This window comes from Spirosoma aureum, from assembly GCF_011604685.1.
Lineage (GTDB): Bacteria > Bacteroidota > Bacteroidia > Cytophagales > Spirosomataceae > Spirosoma > Spirosoma aureum.
The window spans coordinates 7327686-7349015 of sequence record NZ_CP050063.1 but is presented as its reverse complement, the minus strand read 5'-3'; the positions used below and the strand labels follow the sequence as shown (position 1 = coordinate 7349015).

16 protein-coding genes are annotated in these 21330 nt (G+C 48.0%); 6 read left to right on the top strand and 10 right to left on the bottom strand.

All coding sequences use genetic code 11. From position 1 onward, the window contains the following. Positions 1–46 precede the first annotated feature (46 nt). Together G8759_RS29250 and G8759_RS29245 are read left to right on the top strand one after the other, a co-directional pair. On the top strand, positions 47–1528 hold the full coding sequence (locus G8759_RS29250; RefSeq protein ID WP_232073986.1) for a sensor histidine kinase: 1482 nt from the start codon (positions 47–49) through the stop codon (positions 1526–1528). Then, on the top strand, positions 1482–1946 hold the full coding sequence (locus G8759_RS29245; protein WP_167216349.1) for a response regulator: 465 nt from the start codon (positions 1482–1484) through the stop codon (positions 1944–1946). Before G8759_RS29250 ends, G8759_RS29245 begins: the two co-directional genes overlap by 47 nt. 74 nt (positions 1947–2020) lie before the next feature. On the opposite strand, the gene dacB is transcribed toward G8759_RS29245, so the two are convergent. Beyond that, positions 2021–3550: a D-alanyl-D-alanine carboxypeptidase/D-alanyl-D-alanine endopeptidase gene (dacB, locus tag G8759_RS29240; RefSeq protein WP_167216347.1), complete on the bottom strand. Its 1530-nt coding sequence runs from the start codon at positions 3548–3550 to the stop codon at positions 2021–2023. Between the two features lie 143 nt (positions 3551–3693). Between dacB and G8759_RS29235 the strand changes: the two genes are divergently transcribed. Together G8759_RS29235 and G8759_RS29230 are read left to right on the top strand one after the other, a co-directional pair. Beyond that, positions 3694–5139 carry an MBL fold metallo-hydrolase RNA specificity domain-containing protein gene (locus tag G8759_RS29235; protein ID WP_167216345.1) on the top strand — a complete coding sequence of 482 codons (1446 nt, stop codon included), beginning with the start codon at positions 3694–3696 and terminating at the stop codon, positions 5137–5139. Between the two features lie 97 nt (positions 5140–5236). After that, on the top strand, positions 5237–6190 hold the full coding sequence (locus G8759_RS29230) for an acetyl-CoA carboxylase carboxyltransferase subunit alpha (RefSeq protein ID WP_167216343.1): 954 nt from the start codon (positions 5237–5239) through the stop codon (positions 6188–6190). A 74-nt stretch (positions 6191–6264) separates the two neighbouring features. Here the strand turns inward: G8759_RS29230 and G8759_RS29225 are convergent, their stop codons facing one another. From G8759_RS29225 to G8759_RS29210, 4 genes are all read right to left on the bottom strand, one after another. Then, entirely contained in the window at positions 6265–7341 is a 1077-nt protein-coding gene (locus G8759_RS29225; protein WP_167216341.1) for an AI-2E family transporter, read from the bottom strand. A 68-nt stretch (positions 7342–7409) separates the two neighbouring features. Then, positions 7410–8792, bottom strand: a complete 1383-nt coding sequence (locus tag G8759_RS29220) for an L-serine ammonia-lyase (RefSeq protein WP_167216339.1) — start codon at positions 8790–8792, stop codon at positions 7410–7412. A 100-nt stretch (positions 8793–8892) separates the two neighbouring features. Further along, positions 8893–9702, bottom strand: coding sequence for an oxygenase MpaB family protein (locus G8759_RS29215; RefSeq protein ID WP_167216337.1), 810 nt, complete (start codon positions 9700–9702; stop codon positions 8893–8895). 297 nt (positions 9703–9999) lie between these two features. After that, complete coding sequence (locus G8759_RS29210) at positions 10000–11337, bottom strand: phosphatase PAP2 family protein (RefSeq protein ID WP_167216335.1); 1338 nt, start codon at positions 11335–11337, stop codon at positions 10000–10002. 380 nt (positions 11338–11717) lie between these two features. Here G8759_RS29210 and G8759_RS29205 point away from each other — a divergent pair, with 380 nt between their 5' ends. Beyond that, on the top strand, positions 11718–12641 hold the full coding sequence (locus G8759_RS29205; protein ID WP_197933054.1) for a sensor histidine kinase: 924 nt from the start codon (positions 11718–11720) through the stop codon (positions 12639–12641). Beyond that, positions 12634–13326, top strand: a complete 693-nt coding sequence (locus G8759_RS29200) for a LytR/AlgR family response regulator transcription factor (protein ID WP_167216331.1) — start codon at positions 12634–12636, stop codon at positions 13324–13326. The genes G8759_RS29205 and G8759_RS29200 overlap by 8 nt, the downstream gene beginning before the upstream one ends. 80 nt (positions 13327–13406) lie before the next feature. On the opposite strand, the gene G8759_RS36055 is transcribed toward G8759_RS29200, so the two are convergent. The 5 genes from G8759_RS36055 to G8759_RS29180 all read right to left on the bottom strand — a co-directional run bounded on the left by G8759_RS36055 (position 13407) and on the right by G8759_RS29180 (position 21324). Beyond that, positions 13407–13556, bottom strand: coding sequence for a DUF5989 family protein (locus G8759_RS36055; protein WP_232073985.1), 150 nt, complete (start codon positions 13554–13556; stop codon positions 13407–13409). 72 nt (positions 13557–13628) lie between these two features. Next, entirely contained in the window at positions 13629–15584 is a 1956-nt protein-coding gene (locus G8759_RS29195) for a GDSL-type esterase/lipase family protein (protein WP_232073984.1), read from the bottom strand. 30 nt (positions 15585–15614) lie between these two features. Then, the gene (locus G8759_RS29190) at positions 15615–17420 is read right to left on the bottom strand and encodes an SGNH/GDSL hydrolase family protein (protein ID WP_167216329.1); all 1806 of its coding nucleotides are present in this window, start codon (positions 17418–17420) and stop codon (positions 15615–15617) included. A 281-nt stretch (positions 17421–17701) separates the two neighbouring features. Continuing rightward, positions 17702–19018 (bottom strand): enolase C-terminal domain-like protein, encoded by a 1317-nt coding sequence (locus G8759_RS29185; RefSeq protein ID WP_197933173.1) that lies wholly within the window; start codon positions 19016–19018, stop codon positions 17702–17704. Between the two features lie 119 nt (positions 19019–19137). Further along, on the bottom strand, positions 19138–21324 hold the full coding sequence (locus G8759_RS29180) for an outer membrane protein assembly factor BamB family protein (RefSeq protein ID WP_167216325.1): 2187 nt from the start codon (positions 21322–21324) through the stop codon (positions 19138–19140). Between the last annotated feature and the right edge of the window lie 6 nt (positions 21325–21330).

The window sequence follows — 21330 nt, the reverse complement described above, 5'->3', positions numbered from 1 at the left end:
CCCATTTCTTTATTTATATTTGCAGTGTAAAGAGTTCTTCGACGTCATGAAAATTCTTCATCAGGTTGCTCCAAAGATCATGAATCGACGCATTGCGTTCGGGTTCTTTGTGGCAATGGTTTTAATTGCGTCGGGCTTTACATTGTCATTCTACAGTTATAATCAGTATGGGAATGATACAGAACGAGTTCGTCATACCTATGAAGTGGTCGGCTCGCTGGAGACTATTCTATCACTGGTGAAAGATGTTGAAACGGGCTCACGGGGCTATGTTCTGACAAATGATACGACATACCTGGAGCCTTACAAAATTGCGCTGACCCTATTACCGGTCCGATTGAAGCAATTGCACGCGCTCATGGGTGATAACGCATTGCAGGTTCAGCGAACTACCTTACTCGATCAGTTGGTGGAGGCTAAGCTGGAAGTCTCCCAGATGCGGGTCAAAAACAGAATGGCTAAAGTTCCGATTGTGCTGAAACTGAGCACTGAGGGCCGGTTGCGTATGGATGCCCTTCGGCGCCATGTAGCCATCATGGTCGATACGGAACGGACCCTGATGGAGATGCGAAATCGGCAGGCCGCCCGATCGTTTCGTAATACGCTCATCATTATTTTTACGCTTTCATTACTCACGTTTCTTTCACTGGTAATTTCCTATCGTTTACTGGAGCAGGAACTGGCGAGTCGGCAACAGAATGAAGATCAGCTTCGAGCCTATGAGTCGCGACTTAAAGAGCAGATTCGTCAGTTAGAAGCGTCTAATGAAGAATTGGAACGATTTGCCTTCGTTGCCAGTCATGATCTGCAGGAGCCGCTCCGGAAGATTCAATCCTTTGCTAATCTGATCACAGATCGATACGGCAACCTGTTCGATGGCGACAGCCTCATGTTTATGGACAAAATTGTTCATTCTGCCGAAAGGATGTCGAAATTGATTAAAGATCTCCTGAATTTTTCTCGGATCTCGAATCACCAGGAAGAGTTTAAGCCTGTTGCCTTAGCTACGATTGTTCAACGGATATTAGATGATCAGGAGCTACGGATTAAAGGGTTGGACGTTCGGCTAGAAGTTGGCCAGTTGCCAATGATTCAGGCCATTGGAAGCCAAATGGATCATTTGTTTACGAATTTGATTTCCAATGCGCTGAAATTTACAAGGGCAGATGTACAGCCTCTTCTCCGAATACAGGCTAATCCCATTGATGGGTCGACATACCCTGAATTAATTTCCGGCCGACTCTACTTCGAGATCACCGTTGAAGATAATGGGATCGGCTTTGACGAAAAATATTTAGATCATATTTTTAAAGTTTTCCAACGATTGCACGGCAAAAGTGAATTTGAAGGCACTGGCATCGGGCTCGCTATTTGTAAACGAGTTACTGTTTCTCACCACGGCCATATCACTGCCCGAAGTCAGCCAGGAAAAGGAACAACGTTTATCGTAGTCCTGCCCGAAAGCCAATCACTATACGATTATGACCGATCAAACCCCACAGAAAACTATTCATATTCTGCTAGTTGATGACGACGAAGACGATCGTTACCTAACCCGTGAAGCTTTTCATCAACATTATCCTGCCAGCCGGATTTCGTTTGCCGAAGATGGTGAAGATCTGCTCGATTTCTTAAATTATAAAGGACGGTATGTTGGCTCATCACATACGCTCCCTGAGCTGATTTTGCTGGACCTGAATATGCCCAGAAAAGACGGCCGGGAGGCTTTACGCGAAATTAAAGCCAGTGAACAGCTTCGTCATATTCCCATTGTCGTTCTGACAACCTCCGATGCTAAAGACGATATTGAAACATCTTATTTTAACGGAGCCAATAGTTTTATCACCAAGCCACCAACGTTTCAACGGCTCAGTGAAGTAACAAAAGCCATTGGCCAATACTGGTTTAATGTCGTTACCGTGTGCGACCACGAAGATGACGACTAAGTTTGCCAATTCGGTTTATGGTAGTAGGCAGGTGAGTTTACCTGCCTACTACCATAAACCGAATCCCGATTTGCTCACTTCCCGCTCAACCCAACCAGTCCCACAAAAATTTTCTCTAGCTCCGTAGTTACCGCGCGGTTCTGGCCTGGGGTAAATTTATTGACCAGGATGCAAAAACTCATACGCTCACCGTCGGCAGCGGTGAAGTAACCCGCATAAGCCCGGACACCTTCAATTGAGCCACTCTTAGCCCGAATGTTACCCGTTGCGGCTGTACCTCGTGCCAGTGTTTTTACGGTGCCCGTCTGCCCAACGATTGGAATCGTTTCATAGAACTGCGGGAACGCCTTCTCGCGTCCCATTGTACTAAGAATACTGGTCATGTTGTCGGCGGTAAGGGCACCCACGGCCGATAATCCACTCCCATCCCGAATCCGGAAACCATCGAGGTTTATTCCCTTGGTTCGCCAGAATTTGATCAATTCATCAATACTGGCGCTGGTCGAACGAACCGTTTTGTTTAGGGTCAGTGCCGTGGTTCGAAGCAATGCTTCGGCGTAGAGATTAATGCTCTGGAAGTTCGTTTGCAGAACCAGTTCGACCAGTGTGGGGGAGCGGTGTTGATTTAACACCGTTCGTTTACCCATAGCCGGAAAGGAATTGGGTAAGCCACCGCCCACCGAACTAGGTGAACCACTGACAAGTATAGTATCCTGCCCTAACTGACTATGGAGTGCGAAAGCGGCAAAAAAAGCTGGATCGGGCAATGAGCCCTTAACACTAAATTCGTTTGCCGGTTCACCAATCGGAACCTTACCGGTCAGCCACTGTTGATTCATGAATGGCGTACCGTAGATATTGACCTGATCGCCCGTGTTGGCTGCATCAGTTACGACCGTATTGCGAAAAGCCAGGTAGGGTATGGCAGGGTCGGTACGTAAAACGCTGGCTGGAACATTGACGGATTTACCTGTTTTAAAGAAAACCCGATATAAATTTTCATTGATATTAAGCGCGCTCAGACTGGCCCCGTAATAGTTGCCTAAATCGCCAAACGGCCAGGTGTCGGGCGTTGTTAATTCATCGTATAGGCTGGCATCGCCCACTACCGTTCCCTGTATCCGGCGAATGCCAGCTGCTTTAACGGCTGCTGACCAGTATTTAAGTAAGGCACTCAGATCATAATAATTGGGAAATCGCCAGCTGCCAAGCGACGGATCTCCCGTTCCCCGAATGTACAGATTGCCCATCAAGGTGCTGTCTTTGATCGTACCATCATATTCCAGCGTTGTTGTATATGTATAGTTACTGCCCAGTACGGCCATTGCTGTAGCGGTAGTAATGAGTTTTAGTGTAGAAGCCGATGGTAAACTCTGATGTGCATTATAACCAATGAGTTCGGTTCCATCGCTCACCCGGCGAACCGACAGGGCTATTGTACCGTACCGGGCAGCAGGCCCTGACTGAAACGCTTCAACTCTGGCCAGAAGACGCTGGGTTGCCAGCGAATCGGCAAGGAGCTGGTTATTCGAAATGGGATTTGCCTGCGTGTAATAACCGAATAAATAAGTGATTGAAAAGACAAATGAGAGCAAGCGAGGCATAAAGTGCGTTTAGAGACAGTTAGGCGATTCGGGGTCTATTTTGTACTTTTGCAAACTTACATAATACTCACCACCTAGCTTGTGTTAAGTCCCACCCTTTACGAGACATCAAACAAACGACATCGGATTTTTAAGCTGTACGCATGAAATTATCGTTTCTGGGGGCGGCCCGGCAGGTAACAGGCAGCATGTACCTGCTGGAACTGGAGGATGATTACCGCATCCTGATTGACTGTGGGTCGGATATGGAGCGACCTAATTCCAACGGTCAGGCTGGGTCACAGGAGACCGCCCCAACTACTCCTCATCTGGGATTTTTTCCGTTTGAGGCTTCAAGCATAAACTTAGTGTTGCTGACCCACGCTCACGTAGACCATTCGGGCAATCTGCCTAACCTCTTTCGGGAAGGTTATGAAGGGCAGATTCTTTGTACTGAGCCAACATTTGCACTAACTAATGTACTCCTGAAAGATGCTGCTTCCCTGAACCAAAAGCGGATCAACGACCTGAACGCCAGTAAAAAACAGCGTGTTCGAGATCGCCAGATTCAGATGCAGAAAGATCTGTTCCTGGACAGACAGGTTCGGGAAACAATGGAAAATGTAGTGCCCATTGCGTTTAATCGAAAATTCAGGGTGGCCGATGGCGTGGATGTTACGTTCATTCCGGCGGGCCATTTACTCGGCGCGGCTCACATTGTTATCAATGTGGTTGAAAATGGTGAACGGAAAAGCATCTGTTTTTCGGGCGATATTGGTCGAAAAAATTACCCCCTGCTGGTTGATCCGGAACCCGTTCCAAAGGTTGATTACCTCATCTGTGAAAGTACCTATGGTAATCGGCTGCACGAAAATATGATGTCGCCCGAAGATGCGCTGGCCGATATTATTCAGCGGACCTGTATTGACATTCCCGGACGACTTATCATTCCTTCGTTTAGCGTTGGCCGAACCCAGGCGTTACTGTACACGCTGAACCGGCTCTATACCGAACGGGATTTTCCGCCAATCCGGGTATTTTCAGATAGCCCGATGGCCTTTGAGAGTTCTAAAATTTACAATCAGCACATCAAAATGCTGAACCGGGAAGCCCGGGAATTCTACAAAGAGAACGAAGCCCTGTTTGACTTCCAGAACTTTCAGTTTCTGGAATCGTCGAAAGCCAGTAAGGCAGTATCGAATTATGGCGAACCCTGCATCATTATTTCGTCGTCGGGAATGGTTCAGGGCGGCCGTGTTGAGTATCATGTTGCCGAAAATATCAGCAACCCCTATTCAACAATCCTGATCATCGGCTATTGCGCCGAAGGAACACTCGGATGGCGGTTACTGAACGGCCAGCAAACACTCAGCATTAAAGGGAAAGACCATCAGGTACTGGCCAATATTGAAAAAATCGACGTATTCAGCGGCCACGGCGATCGGAACGATCTGATAAATTTTGTTGGCATGCAGTCGCCGGAAACACTTAAAAATATTTTCCTTGTCCACGGCGAATACGGAAGCATGGAGTCCTTTAAAGCCACACTCGCTGAAGAAGGGTATCCACAGGTCATTATTCCGAAAAAGGGCGAGAGCTTTGTATTATAAATGATGAACTATAAATTATGAATCATGTGTGATCAATGACGAATATCCCCACGGGTTGGCTGGTATTCATCATTCATTACACATTTTTCATCATTCTATGAGAACATACCTCGATTTTGAAAAGCCTATTGCCGACCTCGAAGCGCGGCTGGAAGAAACCAAACGATTGGCCCAAACCAGTAACGTAGACGTTAGCGAAGCGGTCAATATACTGGAGCAAAGTATCGACAAACTACGTCGGGAAATATTCCAGAATCTTACCCGCTGGCAACGGGTTCAGCTGTCTCGTCACCCCGACCGGCCCTACACCCTCGATTACATTTCGCTGATGTGCGATCAGTTTATCGAGCTACACGGTGACCGTACCGTACGCGATGATCCGGCAATGGTTGGCGGTTTTTGCGAACTTGGTGACCAGACGGTCATGATTATTGGGCAACAGAAGGGACGGAATACTAAACAGCGGCAACACCGAAACTTTGGTATGCCCAACCCGGAAGGCTACCGGAAGGCGTTGCGGCTCATGAAATTAGCCGAGAAATTTAATAAGCCGATTATTACGCTGATCGATACGCCGGGTGCATTCCCGGGTCTTGAAGCCGAGGAGCGTGGACAGGGAGAGGCAATTGCCCGTAACCTTAAAGAAATGTTCATGCTGACCGTGCCGGTTATTTGTATTGTCATTGGCGAAGGGGCATCGGGCGGAGCCTTGGGAATTGCCATCGGCGACCGTGTGCTGATGCTCGAAAATACCTGGTATTCGGTGATCTCTCCTGAAAACTGTTCGACCATCCTCTGGCGTAGCTGGGATTTTAAAGAACAGGCCGCTGAAGCCATGAAGCTGACGGCCCGCGATATGGAACTCTACAAATTGGTGGATGGCATTGTCGAAGAGCCGCTTGGTGGAGCCCATAACGACCACCAGGAAATGGCCTATCTGCTCAAAAAAGTCATTCTGAAAGCCCTGACTGAACTCAGTGCTATCGATCCGCACGAGCGAATCAACCAACGCATCGATAAGTTTTGTTCGATGGGTGTTGTTATCGAGTAAGGCTGATCCAATATTGTTCATAAAAGAAGCCGCTGAGTTATGCTTAGCGGCTTCTTTTATTTTTTGCTATCCAGTTACTTTTTTGCTATTGCTTTTTCTGCTTTATTTTCCAGCCGTTCTTCATCTTTTACGACTTCTTCTTCCTGCTTTTTATTCTCACGCTCAAATACATGAATCAGAACGATGAAATAAGACAGCAACAAAGGGCCGACAACCAGGCCCAGAATGCCAAAAATTGGTACACCAAGGACAATACCGGCCAGCGTAATGAGCGGATGGATATCGCCCATGCGTTTGGCCAGCATAATCCGGAGCAGGTTGTCAATATTGATAATAACAATGACACCAACCAGCAAAATACCGACGCCCTCGCCTGTATCGCCCTGAGACAACTTGATTAAGCCAGCCGGACCCCAGACTAACGGCGTTCCGAGGACAGGAACAAAAGCCATAAAAAAAGCCACAACTCCCCAGAAAGGCGCATCCGGCACATTGAAAATCCAAAGTGTAGCCCCCGTTAATACACCCTGTACTAAACACACCAGCAATTGGCCTAGTACATTGGCGTTTACGTTATTTTTAAGCGATTCACCCAGCTCCTGCTGCGTGTCGCGTTTGAAGGGCAGGTATTTGCGTAGGCCTTTCAGAAAGTCTTCCTGCTGTACGAACATATAGTACAACGTGAAGAACAGCACGCCAAGAATAACGATAAAGTCTAAGGCCCCACCTGCCAGAGAGGGCAATAGCTTACTGGCGTAGCTCGCTGCCTGCTGTGTAATGGATCGTATATTTTGCGGACTCGTAATCTGATAACCAGTCAAATCCTCAGCCTTTTTTACTAAATTCAGAATATCGTCCGTATGCTGACTATAGTACTGAATCCGGCCGATCAGTAACAGGCTCAGGGTTAGAAAAGGCAGAATAATGACAACCAGTGAGAAGATAATCAACAGAGCAGTCACCAGCGAGCGATTCCATTTTCGCTTTACAGTCAGAGCTCTGAACCACGGCTGGAAAACAACGTAAAGAATTCCGGCTCCCAGAAACGCTGATACATAGCCGCTTAGCCCCACTACAATAAAACCGCCAATAATAAGCAGGCTGGTAATAAGCAGAACCCGTTGTTGCTGGGGAGTATAGATATTTGTCATAGAGAAATAACGTGCTCGATTTCGCACTTTATTAAAAATACCTTAAGCCCATCAATTGTTTAACTTGATCAGCATTCAGTTGCGCTCAGAGCCAGTCCAGCTTCGGAAGTCTCTTTGTATTTTGTTGACATATCGCGCCCGGTTGCCTTCATAACTTTGATGACCGAGTCGAGGGAAATTTTCTGGAACGAAGCTGCTCCGGAAGTCGCCAGCAGAAAGGCATTATAGGCTTTGACGGCTCCCATCGCATTTCGTTCGATGCACGGAATCTGAACGTAGCCACCAATGGGGTCGCATGTCATACCGAGGTGATGTTCGATGCCAATTTCAGCAGCCGCTTCAATGGCACCAATAGTTCCATTGGGTTGAGCACAACGCGTCAGGAATGCAGCCCCCATGGCCGATGCGGTTCCTATTTCGCCCATGCAACCCATTTCTGCACCGGAGATGCTGGCGTTGTGTTTAACGAGAAAACCAATAGCGGCAGCGGCCAGCATACCCGACCGAAGGGTGGCCTTGTCGTAGTGAAAATGATGTTTTGCCAAATAGGTTAATCCCGGAATAACGCCCGATGCGCCTGACGTTGGCGCTGTAACAACAATACCTCCCGCTGCATTCTCCTCCGAAGCGGCTAAACAATAGGCATTCAGGAAAATCAGAAAGCTGTCCGACGACTGGCTCATGCCTTTGGCCTGCTGAAACAGAATGGGTGCTTTTCGACTCAGTTTGATAGATCCGGGCAAGATACCTTTGTGACGTAGACCTCGTCGGACGGCTTTGTGCATGAAATCCAGAATCTGGTCGAGCCGTTGGTTGATCTCAGTTCGATTGCGACCCGTCAACGCGGCTTCATTGGCCAGCATCAATTCATCCAGGGTAATCTTGTGCGTTATAAGTTGAGCTTTTAGCTCCGTCATGGTCCCATAGGGATAAGGCACCGACAAACTGCCAGGTGCTATTTCTGGTTCGCCTTTACGAATAATGAATCCGCCCCCCACCGAATAATATTCTTCCGAAAACAGCGTATCGTCGCCGTCTGCCAGACGAAGTACCATGGTGTTGTGGTAGGGTGAGTCGTAACGAACACGCTCAAAATGAATCTGCTGGGGGCCAATAGAAAGGGTACGATTGCCAACTGGAATGGCATATACCTGTGCTGGGTCGCGAAGAAGATCGAGAAGTTTATCGGGATCGGTGGTTTCGGGTTGCCAGCCTAGTAATCCGGCTACAACAGCGCGGTCGGTGCCGTGGCCTTTGCCCGTTGCGCTGAGTGAACCATAGAGATGAACATGAATCGCATCGGCCTGTTGCTGTAGATCTGTTTGTAAATCGGTCAGCCGTTGCCGGAAATCGAATGCGGCTTTCATTGGGCCAATCGTATGCGAACTCGATGGGCCGGGACCAACTTTAAAAAGGTCAAATACAGAGGTTGTGATCGGTGCGCTAACCATGTTGATGAAGAATGACGAAGGGACTGGGCAATTGAGTAACTAAAGTAATGGGTAATTGTGGTAACTGGTTCGATGAATCGTCAAATACCAGTTTACCCGGTTACCGAACATCTAAGCTACGAATTTGCTCCAGATAATTCGTTGGCAGCAAAGCCCGCTGCACCATCGATCGTAGCCCAAGTGTATTCAGAATTTTGTACAGGCCAATGGTATTATTCAGCCACGGTTTTTGAGGTAAGTTGAGCAATGATCGTACTTGCTCAGGCACCAGCACCGCCTGTGCCTGACGCAGCAGATTATAGCGCCAACTGCCTAACTGCTCGCGGTATCGCTGAAAGAGTTTGTCTGTGAAATCGCTCCGGACCAAATCCCGATTAAGGTGGGCTTCCCGATCTGCTCGCCAGTCGGCGTAGGTATCCGGTAGTTTCGGCACATGCATACCTGCACCAACTTCCCGAAAGGTATGAAACAACTCTTCGCGCTCAGAATCGGTGAGCGGTTTGTATAAGGTTTCATAAGCGCGCTCCGAATAATCGATCAGCATATACAGCACATCCCGATACGCCCAATCCGGAATCTGGTAGCCGCGTTTTTGTTCGACACCGCCGTGAATAGCGCCCATGCGGGCAATGGCCTGACGGGCCTGCGTTTCGGGAGCAAACACGATTTCCTGCGCATAACGAACCGTTGAGAATAGGCGCGCAATAGGATCGGCGGGCAGTTTACCCGTAAAAAACAGCCAGTCTACCGCCCGATTCAGGGCAAATTCAGCAGCCGATCCGGCAAAGACCAGCAGAATAACATCGGCGTCGCCCCAGATTTGCCGAACTATAGAGCCCGGTTTTACAAAAAAAGCCGTTTGACTGTGAGATGGTGAACGATTGATGTACGTCCGGTTGCTACTGCTCATACAACTAAACTAACGTATTTTTTATGGAGTTGAGCGTATAGTTTTCTCGAATATATGGGTCTTTATTGGGTAATTCAGAATAAGTATAGATGGTTCAGTATAAAAGCGATCCAGTATGAGCAGAAACCAGTATAAATGTTGGTGATCGATTCAGCACGTTGAGCACCTATAAAAGCTAATGAGAGTACCATTTACGATCGCTGTAGATCGTTAAACGGAAAATGGTCAGCCAAGGCAGTTTCTCATTCCATACTGGTGCTGGAATGAGAAACTACCCTGGCTGACCTTAGTGTCTGTCTATTTTTTCTTTGCCAGCATTAATTCCTCGTCGGCACCATCGGTTCTTACCTTCTGAATAATTTTCTCGGCTACCTTCCGGCCCATTTCCAGACCAACTTCATTGTCGGTGCGGAAATGGATGCCCGCCTGGAAGCGGGATTCTGCCCCTTCTTTGGCTTTCTGCTGGAAATAAGCGCGTTCTGCCGGAAAGAAATACGAATACAATTCTCCCATTACACTACCGATAGCGGCATGTCCCGAAGGGTAGCCTGGAAAAGGCGGAGTAATTAGCAGTGGTGGCTGGTAGGTAGTATCGTACTGATCGGGTCGAATGCCCCAGTAGGCATACTTGGCATCCCAACAGGCGACAAATCCATCGTAGACGCCAATGGCCGCGATGGCATACAATCGCGCGGCACGGGGCGGGTCCAGGTGAAGGTTGTATTCGAATATTTTTTTGTGCAGCAAATCTTCCCAGAAGGGTTGGCTCGCAAAATTAAACGCATTGGCCATCGAGCGAAAAGTGGGTTTGAAGCTTTTCAGTTCTGCCATATCTTTTGCAAAGTCGGGTGGTGGGCCGGGGCGAAACTGACTACTGCTGTCCAGTACCACTGTTTTACTAAGACCTGCCAGTGGTGACGCAGGCTTTTTTCCGTTCCAGATGCCCGGTTGCTTCGGCCTCTTTCCGTCCCAGGCTGTTTTAGGCGTAAACCCTTTCGTATAGGCCAATTCTTTTTCGGCAATCTGTTTGCCCAGTTCAAAGCCCGCGCGGGTATCGCTGGGAAAGGCAATGCCAGCCGCAATTCGTGATGCCATGAGTTGCTGCGCCAGCCGATTGACAGACTCAGCCATAGAAGGGTAGAAATGAGTGATGAGCGTCACCGCTACGCCAGCCGCTACCGAATGTTCGCAGGGATAGGAGGGGCTATCGGGCTTCGGTCCGTGCACTTTGATCCGACTATCGACTGCAAAAGGCCGAGGTCGTTTATAGGCATATTTCGTATCCCAGGCCACGATCGTAGCGTCATAGGTGGCGACACTTAGCAGCATATTCGCCAGAGCGCCATTGTAGGTGGTATCTGTCATCCATAATCTATACATTAGTGTCTGCCATCGGTAACCGGGTGCCCCTGCATTCCAGTATAGAATCTGCTGCCAGCCGGCAGAATCCAGATCGTTCTGTTTAGAGAATACCTGTGCCGTTTCCTCCTTGTAGGAAGTGGGAGGAGGTAAGCGGTAGGTCTTCGGTGATGTAATAAACCAGGTTTTCCAATTGCTGGCCATTGGCTCCATCTGGGCCTGTAGGTGAACGGCTATCATCAGCATAGCCATGAGAATGGGTAGACTCTTTTTCATATCCTGCGAATTTTTAACAAGATTATCGAATAGAGTAAAGCGCTAAAAGAGAGTGTCAATCAACAACGGGTTATGGTAAACAGATAACCCGATTAGGCCAACCGCTGAAACGAATAAATAAAAAACCTATAAGCGTATCTTTAGTGAATGTCGATGTATTCTATTGACTTTTTTCGGGGTTTGGTAGATAATAAAACTCATTCTGTTGACAGTAGAACAAAAAAGAAGGATTTGTTGACTTTTATAGTTTATCTAGCAGAATGGAAATATCAATCGATAGGGAGCGGTTTAAGTTTTTTATCCGGGTTGGGGGTGCTTATTTATTGTTCCAGCTGTTTGTCGATTTAGTAAGCCATCCTGAGACATTTCTAAAACGAGTAGTGAATAATTGCTGGCTGGTTGGCTATCTTATTGTTATTAATTTTCTGTTTTTTGAGTATGTTTTGCCATTTATAAAATTAACATGGAAACGAATTGTTATAGCACCATTTATTTTATCCGCTAATCTTTTTTTATATTCTTTCGGTTTTTATTTCTGGCGATATATTGGTATTAAATTCGACATTTATTTTCCACTTAAAATATATTCTTCGGCGTTGGAAGGTGTAGGTAATCACTTTCCTTATAGCGCTTTTTCGATTATTTTCTTCGGGATTATTCGGTATTCGTATGATTATAGAAAACTAAAAGAAGCGGCTCAGCAACTGAGAATTGAGAAACAGGAAGCAGAATTAAATTACCTTAAATCTCAGACCAATCCACATTTTTTATTCAATACGTTGAATAACATCTATTCACTGGCAAGAGATAAATCAGACCTGGCCCCTGAGTCTATTTTGCGGCTTTCGCAAATACTGCGCTTTATGCTCTACGAAACCAGTGGCAACTATATTCGTATTGAACAGGAACTGAAAATTATGGCTGACTATATTGCCCTTGAAAAGCTGCGGTATGACGAATCTTTATCCGTCGATTTTAAGTATGAAATTGAAGATATGGCTCAGGTCTTACCACCTCTTTTACTAATGCCCTTAGTGGAAAATGCCTTCAAACATGGCGTTTCAGAAACCAGGGATCGCCCTTTTGTCGATATTCATCTTTCCGTAAATAAGCAGCTGCTGGCTTTTTTAGTCAGAAATTCTACGGAAGAATTTTTAGAGGGGTTACCTGTTAAAGAAAACATTGGACTTTCGAACCTTAGACGGCAACTGGAGTTGCTCTATACCGATTTCAACTTATCGGTTCAGCAGGGTGATTCTACATTTACCGCTACGTTAACCATCAATCTTGCCAGCCATGTCTAATATAAAGTGCATTATTATAGAGGATGAGCCCTTGGCCGTAAAAGTTTTATCGGATTATATCCGGCAAATACCATTTTTGGAGTTGCGTTCGGTCTTTAAAGATGCGATTCTTGCCATTGACTATTTACGACAGAATGCAATCGATCTGATGTTTCTTGATATTCATCTGCCTACTTTAAAAGGAATGGATTTTTTGAAAACACTGACCAATCCTCCTGCGGTAATTATTACAACGGCCTATCATCAATACGCTGTAGAAGGATTTGCGTTAAATGTGACAGATTATTTACTGAAGCCCTATGAATTTGAGCGATTTTTAATAGCTGTCAACAAAGTAAAAGCGGGAAATCCAGATAGGTATAAACAAGCAGAAAGTCAGGAAGTAAAAGATTTTATTTTTCTAAATGTGCAGAAAAAGAAGGTCAGGATTTTATTTTCGGAGATTGTTTATATCGAGAGCCAGCGAGAATATATCAGGATTGTTACGACGAAAAAAGAGTATATTTCAAAAATGAGTACGCACGAAATTGAAGCACTTTTGCCCGTAACTCTCTTCAAGCGGATTCATCGATCATTTATCGTTTCAATTAGCAAGATTGATTCCTATACAGCAGAGATGGTCGATGTTAATGGGTCCACTATTCCGATTGGAAGAGGCTACCGGGATATTTTGGAGAATCTGTAGCTTTATTAACGAATTGTTTCCTGCCGAAATAAAGCACCAGATTACTACCGGCCGCCATCGAATCGGACTAAATCAGATTTTTAGAAAATAGAGTAAATAAACGGAGCTAATGCTGAGCCTGTCGTGAATACAGTTAATAGTCCAAGTAGCAGTAAAATAATGAATAGCGGTATTAGCCAGTATCGCTTGCGTTCCCGCACGAATAGCCAGAAATCCTTTAAAAACTCCATCAGTAGTTCGTTTTAATATGCCGTTTAATAGACTGTTATAAGCAGGTACTTCACCTGCGGAAGACCACCTGCCTATTTGCTGAGCGCCTGAATCTGCTTATTTAACTGTAACGCATCGGCATTGTGACTGTCTTGTTGCAAGGTTTTTTTTACATACTTGGCAGCCGCGCTGGCATTCGCAAATTTAAGATAACCAGCGGCCAGTTGATTGCTCAGAATCACATTGTTGGTGTCTTTGGCGTATTGCTTTTTGAGCTCTATCAGTTGCTCAACAAACGTCTGTAGTTCGTTTAAGTTGAACGTAGACGTATTGTTGGCTGATGCATACCTCAGGTAAGGCAACGCTTCTTCCGGCCGATCCAGCTTCAGGAATGTGATAAACAACTGCTGAGCTTTTTCGAAGGTATTTTCTAATTGAAATGCTTTTTTTAAGTATAGAACCGCCTGATCGTTCTGATTCAGAGTGGCGCAAAGTTTGCCAGCCTGAGCGTATAGGGTTGGATCATTTGGATATTCCAGCGATAACGCTTCGGTCACCTGTAAGGCTTTAAGCGGATTTTTCTCTTTGGCATAATAAGCGGCCAATTGATTCATGGCATCGCGCCAGGACAATTGCCTGACGACTAAAGCTCCTGCCAACTGTTCCTCAACCGTTTTTGGGCGATTTTCCTCCGGCGGCATTGGTTCATTAAATGGCCAGCCCTCTTTAAGAATCATCATTTCGTAAGCTCCCTGAAGCGAGTCTACAGCCGTGATCGGCATTTGCTGCCTTAACTGCGCGAATGACATTTCTTGACTGCCTTCAGTAGCAATCAATTTACGCTTTTTCAGTGCCTCATAAAACGCATCGGAAAGCAATGCATAACCGAATAAGTTGGGATGTACATGTTCCAGTAACGTTTCTTTGCCCAGAATGCCATGGGCAGACTGTTTTTCAAAGTAGGCTTTGGTATCAACGATCGTCACGTCGGGGTAGTGGGTAGCTATTTCCCGAATGACCTGATTCATGGCTTCAGGGGCCCGAAAACGTAATAAATCCAGCTCCTTAGCCTGCACATACGCTTTTTTTGCCGTAGTAAAATCCCCTGTTTTATAGGCCTGGCTGGCAAGCTGGTATTGCTGTTGAGCCGAATTGGCCAGATTTTCTGATGCGCTGATAAACGGTTTCAGATCTTTTTCGTTGCTGACCAGATTGCTGATAAAAACGGGAATCTTCTGATTCGATAACAGTTGACACAGATCGTTCAGATTGGTTTTATACTGCTCGATTCCTTGCTGATACACCTCCGATTGATAAGGAATCTGTTGGTCGGCTGCCATCCGTTTCATCAGGTTTTCCCGCAAATCTGGTTGCTGACCGGATAGCGCTTTCCGAATTCCGGCTAAAGCATGTCCAATCAATTGCATGAACCGAAACTCACGAAGTTTAAGTACAAATCGAACCAGCGATGGATTCCGGGCAATTGAATTCGTTGAGCCAACGCCTAAAGCACCATAGTATTCATTATGACCGGTGTAAATCAACACAGCATCGGGTTGGTAGGCAGCCAGCTCTTGCGCGAAACCGAACACCGTATAGGAGTTTACCGCTGTCAAGGCCAGATTGATAATCTCGAACTCTTTATCCGGAAAGGTATGCGTGAGTCTGTATTGCAGCCAGCGGTGAAATGACCCATTGTGCATGTATGGGTAGCCGATTGTTGTTGATTCGCCCAGGACAAAAATCCGCAGTGTACCGTCGGGTTTGTGTTTGTGAAAGGGTTCAAAATTACCGATGGTAGCATTGTCAGTTTCTGTAAAATACTTTTCTGAGGCATGCTGGTTCATAACCAGAAAGCCCGATTGCTGCGGATCATCGACAAAAAGGTGCAGATCATGGCCATAATTGAACAGTCGTAGAACACCCTCCAGTAAGGCCAGAAGCAAAAAAGGCAGCAGTAAGGCAACGCCCTTAAACAGCCACAACTGCTTGCTGCTCATCCGTTTTTGGTCGGCTAAGGTTTGCGGACTGGATGCTGTTTTCTTCATGAAGAATGCGATTGTAGCGCTAAATGAGCACTACCGTTTTTGTTTGTTGCTCTGCTCGACTGGCTTCAGAAAAGGAGTGAGTTTGCCGACCAGTTTTTGATAGCCTTCTGCGTTCGGGTGAAGACCGTCGGTGAAAAACGTTTCATCAATTTTACCATCTTCCTTCAGAAAAACAGTGCCTGGGTCAGCGAAGGTTACGTTTAATTGTCCCGAGGCCTGTGCAATTCCTTTGTTGAGTTCAAGAATTCGGGCTTCTCCCTGACGACGTGGCAGGATACCCAGTAAGAGTATATCGGCCCCCGGCTGACGGGTTTTGATGGCACTAACCAGAAATTTCAATCCCTCAATGATTTCCGTATCGGAGTTCAGTTGCAGATTGTTTGTGCCGATCATGACAACGACCTGTGCGGCTGCATAGCCATCGAGTTCATCGTGATAGACCCGCCAGAGTACGTTTTCAATACGGTCCCAGCCATAGCCAAAGTTTTGCGTCCCCAATGGAGCTAAGACGGTATTCCAAGAGTCGCTTCCCCGGCTGATGGGTGCCTGTGGCTGGCCGCCCCAATAGTGTGTGATGGAATTCCCCAGAAAAATAATGCGCGGGGGTTTTGCTTTGGCTAACGATACCATGTCCCGGTGTCGGGTTTCCCAGTCATAAATCGCGGCATCCCGAAATTGCGTACAGGGTTTTGTCGTACTGTATTGGCCAATTGGCTCATTGAGAATCGTACGGATGCTTTTTTCATAGGCATCAGCGTAGTGTTGCATGCCCAGATCGGTCGGGTGCGTACCATCGACCATATCGTCCATTTCCAGATTAAGTGCCGTTTTGGGGAGAAGATAGATCTGGTTAATTCCTTCCGTTTTCAACTGAGCAAATGCCTGGCGCATCAGTTCATTGGCATCCGTATAGAATTTTCGACGGGTGGCATTTAGCGATCCATCGGTATAGCCTGCGTGTTCCACCAGCAGAACAGGAATGGCCGGGCGTTTTTGCCGAAGTGTTTTTACCGACTCCATGATCCTGTTTTTGATCTCTTCAGGAGCAATACCTACCGAGGCAACCAGATTCGGCAAACAGTCCAGCACGTAGAGTTTGGCATCGATGTCGGGTAGTAACTGAACAACCTCTTTCTCCAGTCGGCCATTACCCGAGAACCCCAGATTGATAACGGGCCGGTCAAGCTTTCGCCCCAGAATAGCGGTCCAGGCCATACCCGGTCGCGAGGCACAGGCTCCCTGCGCAATCGAGGTGCCATATACGACGATTGGCTTTTCGATTCGGGTTGGTAACGGCGTAAACGAAACACCTTTTGGGACGCCTATTTCCAGCCATTTAACCGAATTGTAAAGGGGCAGGTACAGCCGGTACTCACGCCCTTTCTGATGGTATTGATCGTTCGGCTCCAGATTCGTAAACCGGTATTCAATTGTATCCTTAAAGGCATATTTCCCAGTGCACCACCGCCAGTCGCCATCGCTGTTGAGGGCGTACAAATCTACTCCGCTCACCCCCGTTGCTGGCATGTGCGGCAGGGCATGGGAACCGCTTACCGCATAACGCACAACGAGCTGATCGGTACTGGCTTTAAACCGAATCAGCAACCCCGCCCCATTATGCGACAGATTCCAAACCACATCCCTAACGCTCTTTTCTGCCTGTGCCGGGAGCCGGTCATACGGATTTTTGACATCCTTCGGCCACGCCTGACCTTCGATAACCGGAAATTGATTTTGAACCGGATTCCACCAGATGTACTCCGTTGGATTTTGCGCAAAAATAATTGGGTGCTGAACACAGACAAACAGGACAAAAAAGAGCAGTTTTCGGGTCATGGTCAATCGGGAGGCTTGGGTGTCGAACCTGTTCAACACAAAGCGAGCGAAAAAATAGCGGTTGTCAATCGTTGTGTTTTCAGGACTTTCGCTCAGTTCAGAATCGTGCCACGGTTATTAGTAACAGCCATAGAAACCGTGGCACGGTTCTGAACTGAGCGAAAGTCCTGGACTTCTTTGGGCGCTTTGTGTTCAGAACAAATTTGCTGACAAATAACCAAAGCAGCATTGAACGCTGTAGCTACTTTCAATTTTTACGCAGCTTGCGGAAATTTCCAGCCTTACGGTCTGATAATAGTGCCATCCATCTTGCGCACCTGCCAGTTCGACTTGGTGCTGATGGGATACTTGGCAGCCTCCTTCTCGTTGATGTCTACCCCCAAACCCGGCACCTCATTGACCGACATGTACCCCTTGTTCATCGTCGGACAGCCACTGAAGACCGACTGCGTCTTCTCCGAAAACTGCACCGCTTCCTGAATCCCAAAATTCCACACCGCCAGATCGATGTGCGCATGGGCCGCATGACCCACCGGCGAAACATCCCCCGGACCATGCCAGGCCGTGCGGATGTTGAACCATTCCCCCAACCGGGCCACCTTCATGGCCGGGCTGATGCCCCCGATCTGGGAGACGTGAATCCGGATGAAATCGAACCACTGATTGACCATCGGCTCCTTGAACTCGTTGATGTTGTTGAACAACTCCCCCATCGCAATGGGCACCGAGGTAGCCTGCCGCAACTGGGCAAACCACTTCATGTTCTCGGGCGAGAAGGGATCTTCGATGAAGAACGGCCGGAACTCCTCCACCCGCTTGATCATGTTGATGGCATCGATGGGCTGCACCCGCTCGTGGATGTCATGCAACAGCTCGATCTCCTCGCCACATTCCTTACGAACCACCTCAAACATCTTGGGCACCGATTTTAGGTAGAGCCGTTCATTCATGTAGTTGTCGGTCTCGCCCCCGAAGTTGGCCACTTTGAAATCGGGTTTATCGGCCGTAGCGCCGACGGCACCATAGCCACCCTGCTGGATGCGGATGTATTTGAAGCCATCGGCCATGAATTTTTTGACGCTGTCGGCGGCTGCTTCGGGGGTATTGCCTCCGGCATGGGTGTAGCAGGGGATGGCGAACCGGACTTTGCCGCCCAGGAGCTGGTAGACGGGCATGCCGGCTCGTTTTCCTTTGATGTCCCACAGGGCCTGGTCGAGTCCGGAGAGGGCATTGTTGAGGACGGGTCCGTTTCGCCAGTAGGAGCTGACATAGGCGGCCTGCCACATATCCTCGATGTTATCGACGTCTTTACCGACGCAGAATTCGTTGAGGTAGGTGTTGATGGCGACGATGACGGTGGCGGCTCGTTGGGTGAAGGTGGCGCAACCGAGCCCATAGAGACCGGGTTCGGTGGTTTCGACCTTAACGACGATGAGGTTGGAGCCTTGTGGGGCGGTGGCGATGGCTTTGACGGCTTTGATTTTGACGGGTGCTGCCCCCACGGCGTATCGGGGGGTGGCTAGTTGTTCGCGAGCCTGGGCCGTGGAGAGTCCGCCGAACAGGCTGAGGAGTCCGGCGGAGGAGCCCATACCCAACATTTTCAGGGCATCTCGACGACTTTGTTCTGGTTGATTTTCGTGCAATTCACGGGCTGTATTCATGGAAAGATGGCTTGAAGGATTACTGAATTTGTTTGTTTTTTCTGGTAAAGACATCATTAAGGAAGGGCAAATGCGATGTATGAACCACCCGGTTTGTGGCCGTTCTTGACACCTCCGGCGGCAATGACGATATACTGCTTACCATCGACCTGATAGGTAATAGGCGTGGCAAAGCCACCCGCCGGAAGCTGGTATTCCCAGACAACTTTTCCCGTTTTGCGGTCGAAAGCCCGAATTCGTTCGTCGTACGTAGCCGCGATAAAGACCAGGCCACCTGCCGTAACGATTGGTCCGCCATAATTTTCAGTACCGGTTAGGGGAACTCCCTTTTTGGTCAATTCCGGAAATTCGCCGAGCGGAACGCGCCATAGATACTCTCCCGTATTGAGGTTAATCGCGTTGAGCGTTCCCCAGGGTGGTTTTACGGCCGGATAGCCATCGGGGTCGAAGAAGCGCGTGTAGCCATTGTTGATATAAGGAGGTATGTACGGGAATTCAGATTTTTCGGCAACCGCTGTTGGGGCCGCAGCTGAATGGTGATCGCCCGTTTCGCTGGCTTTGGCTTCGGTATTGAGCAGAAAGCGGACCAGTGTGCTACGGTCCTGATCGGAAATGTGCTCGAACGAGGGCATCCGACCCCGGCCCGATTTCAGAATGGCCTGAATATCCTGTCCCGATAATCGGTTGCCAACATCAACTAAGCTAGGGTAAGCCTGTCCACTGCCTTTCCGGTCAATTCCATGACAGGCCGCACAGTTGGCTTGATACAAGGCATTCCCTTTTGTTTTTAATTCAGCCGTTCGGGCGGCCATGTCCATCATTTTCAGATCCCAGACCATCTCGTTGGCATTCTGATAAAGAATACCATCCGGATCAGCCGCATTGCCGCCCCATTCGGCTCCGCCACCAATGCCAAATAGTAACGTACCTTCCAGACTGGGTGGCATAAACTTATTGCCGGAGCGTGTTTTCTGGAATCGTTCTTTCACGAAGGCATGGGCTTCGGGCGTACGGTCAGTAATATCGGCTTCGGTAAATAATTGCCGGGAAAAGGGGGCCGGTTTCAACGGGAATTTCTGTTTAGGCCAGGGTTGTTCGCCTGGAAGACCAGACGTTGGAACGGCCCGTTCCTCAACCGGAAAGAGCGATTCTCCCGTGTCGCGGTCGAGCACATAAATCAATCCATCTTTGGTGCTCTGAGCCACGGCATCGACCATCCGGCCGTTATGCTTCACCGTTACCAGATTGGGCTGACAGGGTAAATCGCGGTCCCACAAATCATGCTGAACCGTTTGATAGTACCATTTCAACTTGCCGGTTTCTGCATTCAGGGCGAGGATACAGTCAGAATACAGATTTTGCCCCGCCCGACTGCCACCGTAGAAATCAACCGCTGGCGAACCCGTTCCGAAATAGACCATGCCACGTTTTTCATCGAGCACCATGCCAGCCCAGTTGTTGGCTCCACCTATTTTTTTATAAGCATCTTTAGGCCATGTTTCGTAACCTGTTTCACCGGGTTGCGGTACCGTGTGGAAAATCCAGCGCATGGCTCCCGTTCGAACGTCGAACGCCCGTACGTGACCCGGCGCAGCATCCCCATATTCGGAAACGGCTGAGCCAATGATCAATAGATCGTTGTAAATCGTTCCCGGACTGGTTGCGGAAACAGATAGTTTTTTGATGTCGATTTTGGGATCAGCGATCAGGCCCTCCCGTAAATCGACCTCTCCGTTTTTGCCAAACTGAGCGACAGGTTCACCCGTAAGTGCATTGATGGCGAAGAGGGTAGGACCAGCCGAATAAAGAATCCGTTTGTCGTTGCCATCTTCCCAATACATAATGCCCCGATTGGGGTTGAAACGGGCCTGCCTGTCCTTAAATGGATCAAATAGCCAGCGTTGTTTGCCCGTACTGGCCTCTACCGCAAATAATTTCAGCTTCGGTGTTGTGCCATACAGGATGCCGTTCATGACGATGGGTTGACACTGAATCTCTGGCTGACGTCCAGTTTTGCTATCGTTGGCAGCCGCATCGTAGGTCCAGGCTACTTTGAGGTTTTTGACATTACTGAGGTTGATCTGATTGAGGGGTGAGTAGCGGTTCCCGGCTTTATTGCCGCCATAGTTGGGCCAATTTGAATGGCCCGGCTGGTCGATGCTGGCTTCGTCACGAGTTGGATGAACGGCGGCAAAGAGCAGGTACAACAAGCCGATCGATCCAAGTGTTGTCGTATAGTTCATGGACTC

What these genes read in the sequence shown, in the direction of transcription:
- G8759_RS29235 (WP_167216345.1), top strand. Translation starts at nt 3,694, where the DNA reads ATGAAATTATCGTTTCTGGGGGCGGCCCGGCAGGTAACAGGCAGCATG.
- G8759_RS36055 (WP_232073985.1), bottom strand. Translation starts at nt 13,556, where the DNA reads ATGGAGTTTTTAAAGGATTTCTGGCTATTCGTGCGGGAACGCAAGCGA.
- G8759_RS29200 (WP_167216331.1), top strand. Translation starts at nt 12,634, where the DNA reads ATGTCTAATATAAAGTGCATTATTATAGAGGATGAGCCCTTGGCCGTA.
- G8759_RS29210 (WP_167216335.1), bottom strand. Translation starts at nt 11,337, where the DNA reads ATGAAAAAGAGTCTACCCATTCTCATGGCTATGCTGATGATAGCCGTT.
- G8759_RS29230 (WP_167216343.1), top strand. Translation starts at nt 5,237, where the DNA reads ATGAGAACATACCTCGATTTTGAAAAGCCTATTGCCGACCTCGAAGCG.
- G8759_RS29250 (WP_232073986.1), top strand. Translation starts at nt 47, where the DNA reads ATGAAAATTCTTCATCAGGTTGCTCCAAAGATCATGAATCGACGCATT.
- G8759_RS29180 (WP_167216325.1), bottom strand. Translation starts at nt 21,324, where the DNA reads ATGAACTATACGACAACACTTGGATCGATCGGCTTGTTGTACCTGCTC.
- G8759_RS29215 (WP_167216337.1), bottom strand. Translation starts at nt 9,702, where the DNA reads ATGAGCAGTAGCAACCGGACGTACATCAATCGTTCACCATCTCACAGT.
- G8759_RS29245 (WP_167216349.1), top strand. Translation starts at nt 1,482, where the DNA reads ATGACCGATCAAACCCCACAGAAAACTATTCATATTCTGCTAGTTGAT.
- G8759_RS29195 (WP_232073984.1), bottom strand. Translation starts at nt 15,584, where the DNA reads ATGAAGAAAACAGCATCCAGTCCGCAAACCTTAGCCGACCAAAAACGG.
- G8759_RS29185 (WP_197933173.1), bottom strand. Translation starts at nt 19,018, where the DNA reads ATGTTGGGTATGGGCTCCTCCGCCGGACTCCTCAGCCTGTTCGGCGGA.
- G8759_RS29225 (WP_167216341.1), bottom strand. Translation starts at nt 7,341, where the DNA reads ATGACAAATATCTATACTCCCCAGCAACAACGGGTTCTGCTTATTACC.
- G8759_RS29190 (WP_167216329.1), bottom strand. Translation starts at nt 17,420, where the DNA reads ATGACCCGAAAACTGCTCTTTTTTGTCCTGTTTGTCTGTGTTCAGCAC.
- G8759_RS29220 (WP_167216339.1), bottom strand. Translation starts at nt 8,792, where the DNA reads ATGGTTAGCGCACCGATCACAACCTCTGTATTTGACCTTTTTAAAGTT.
- dacB (WP_167216347.1), bottom strand. Translation starts at nt 3,550, where the DNA reads ATGCCTCGCTTGCTCTCATTTGTCTTTTCAATCACTTATTTATTCGGT.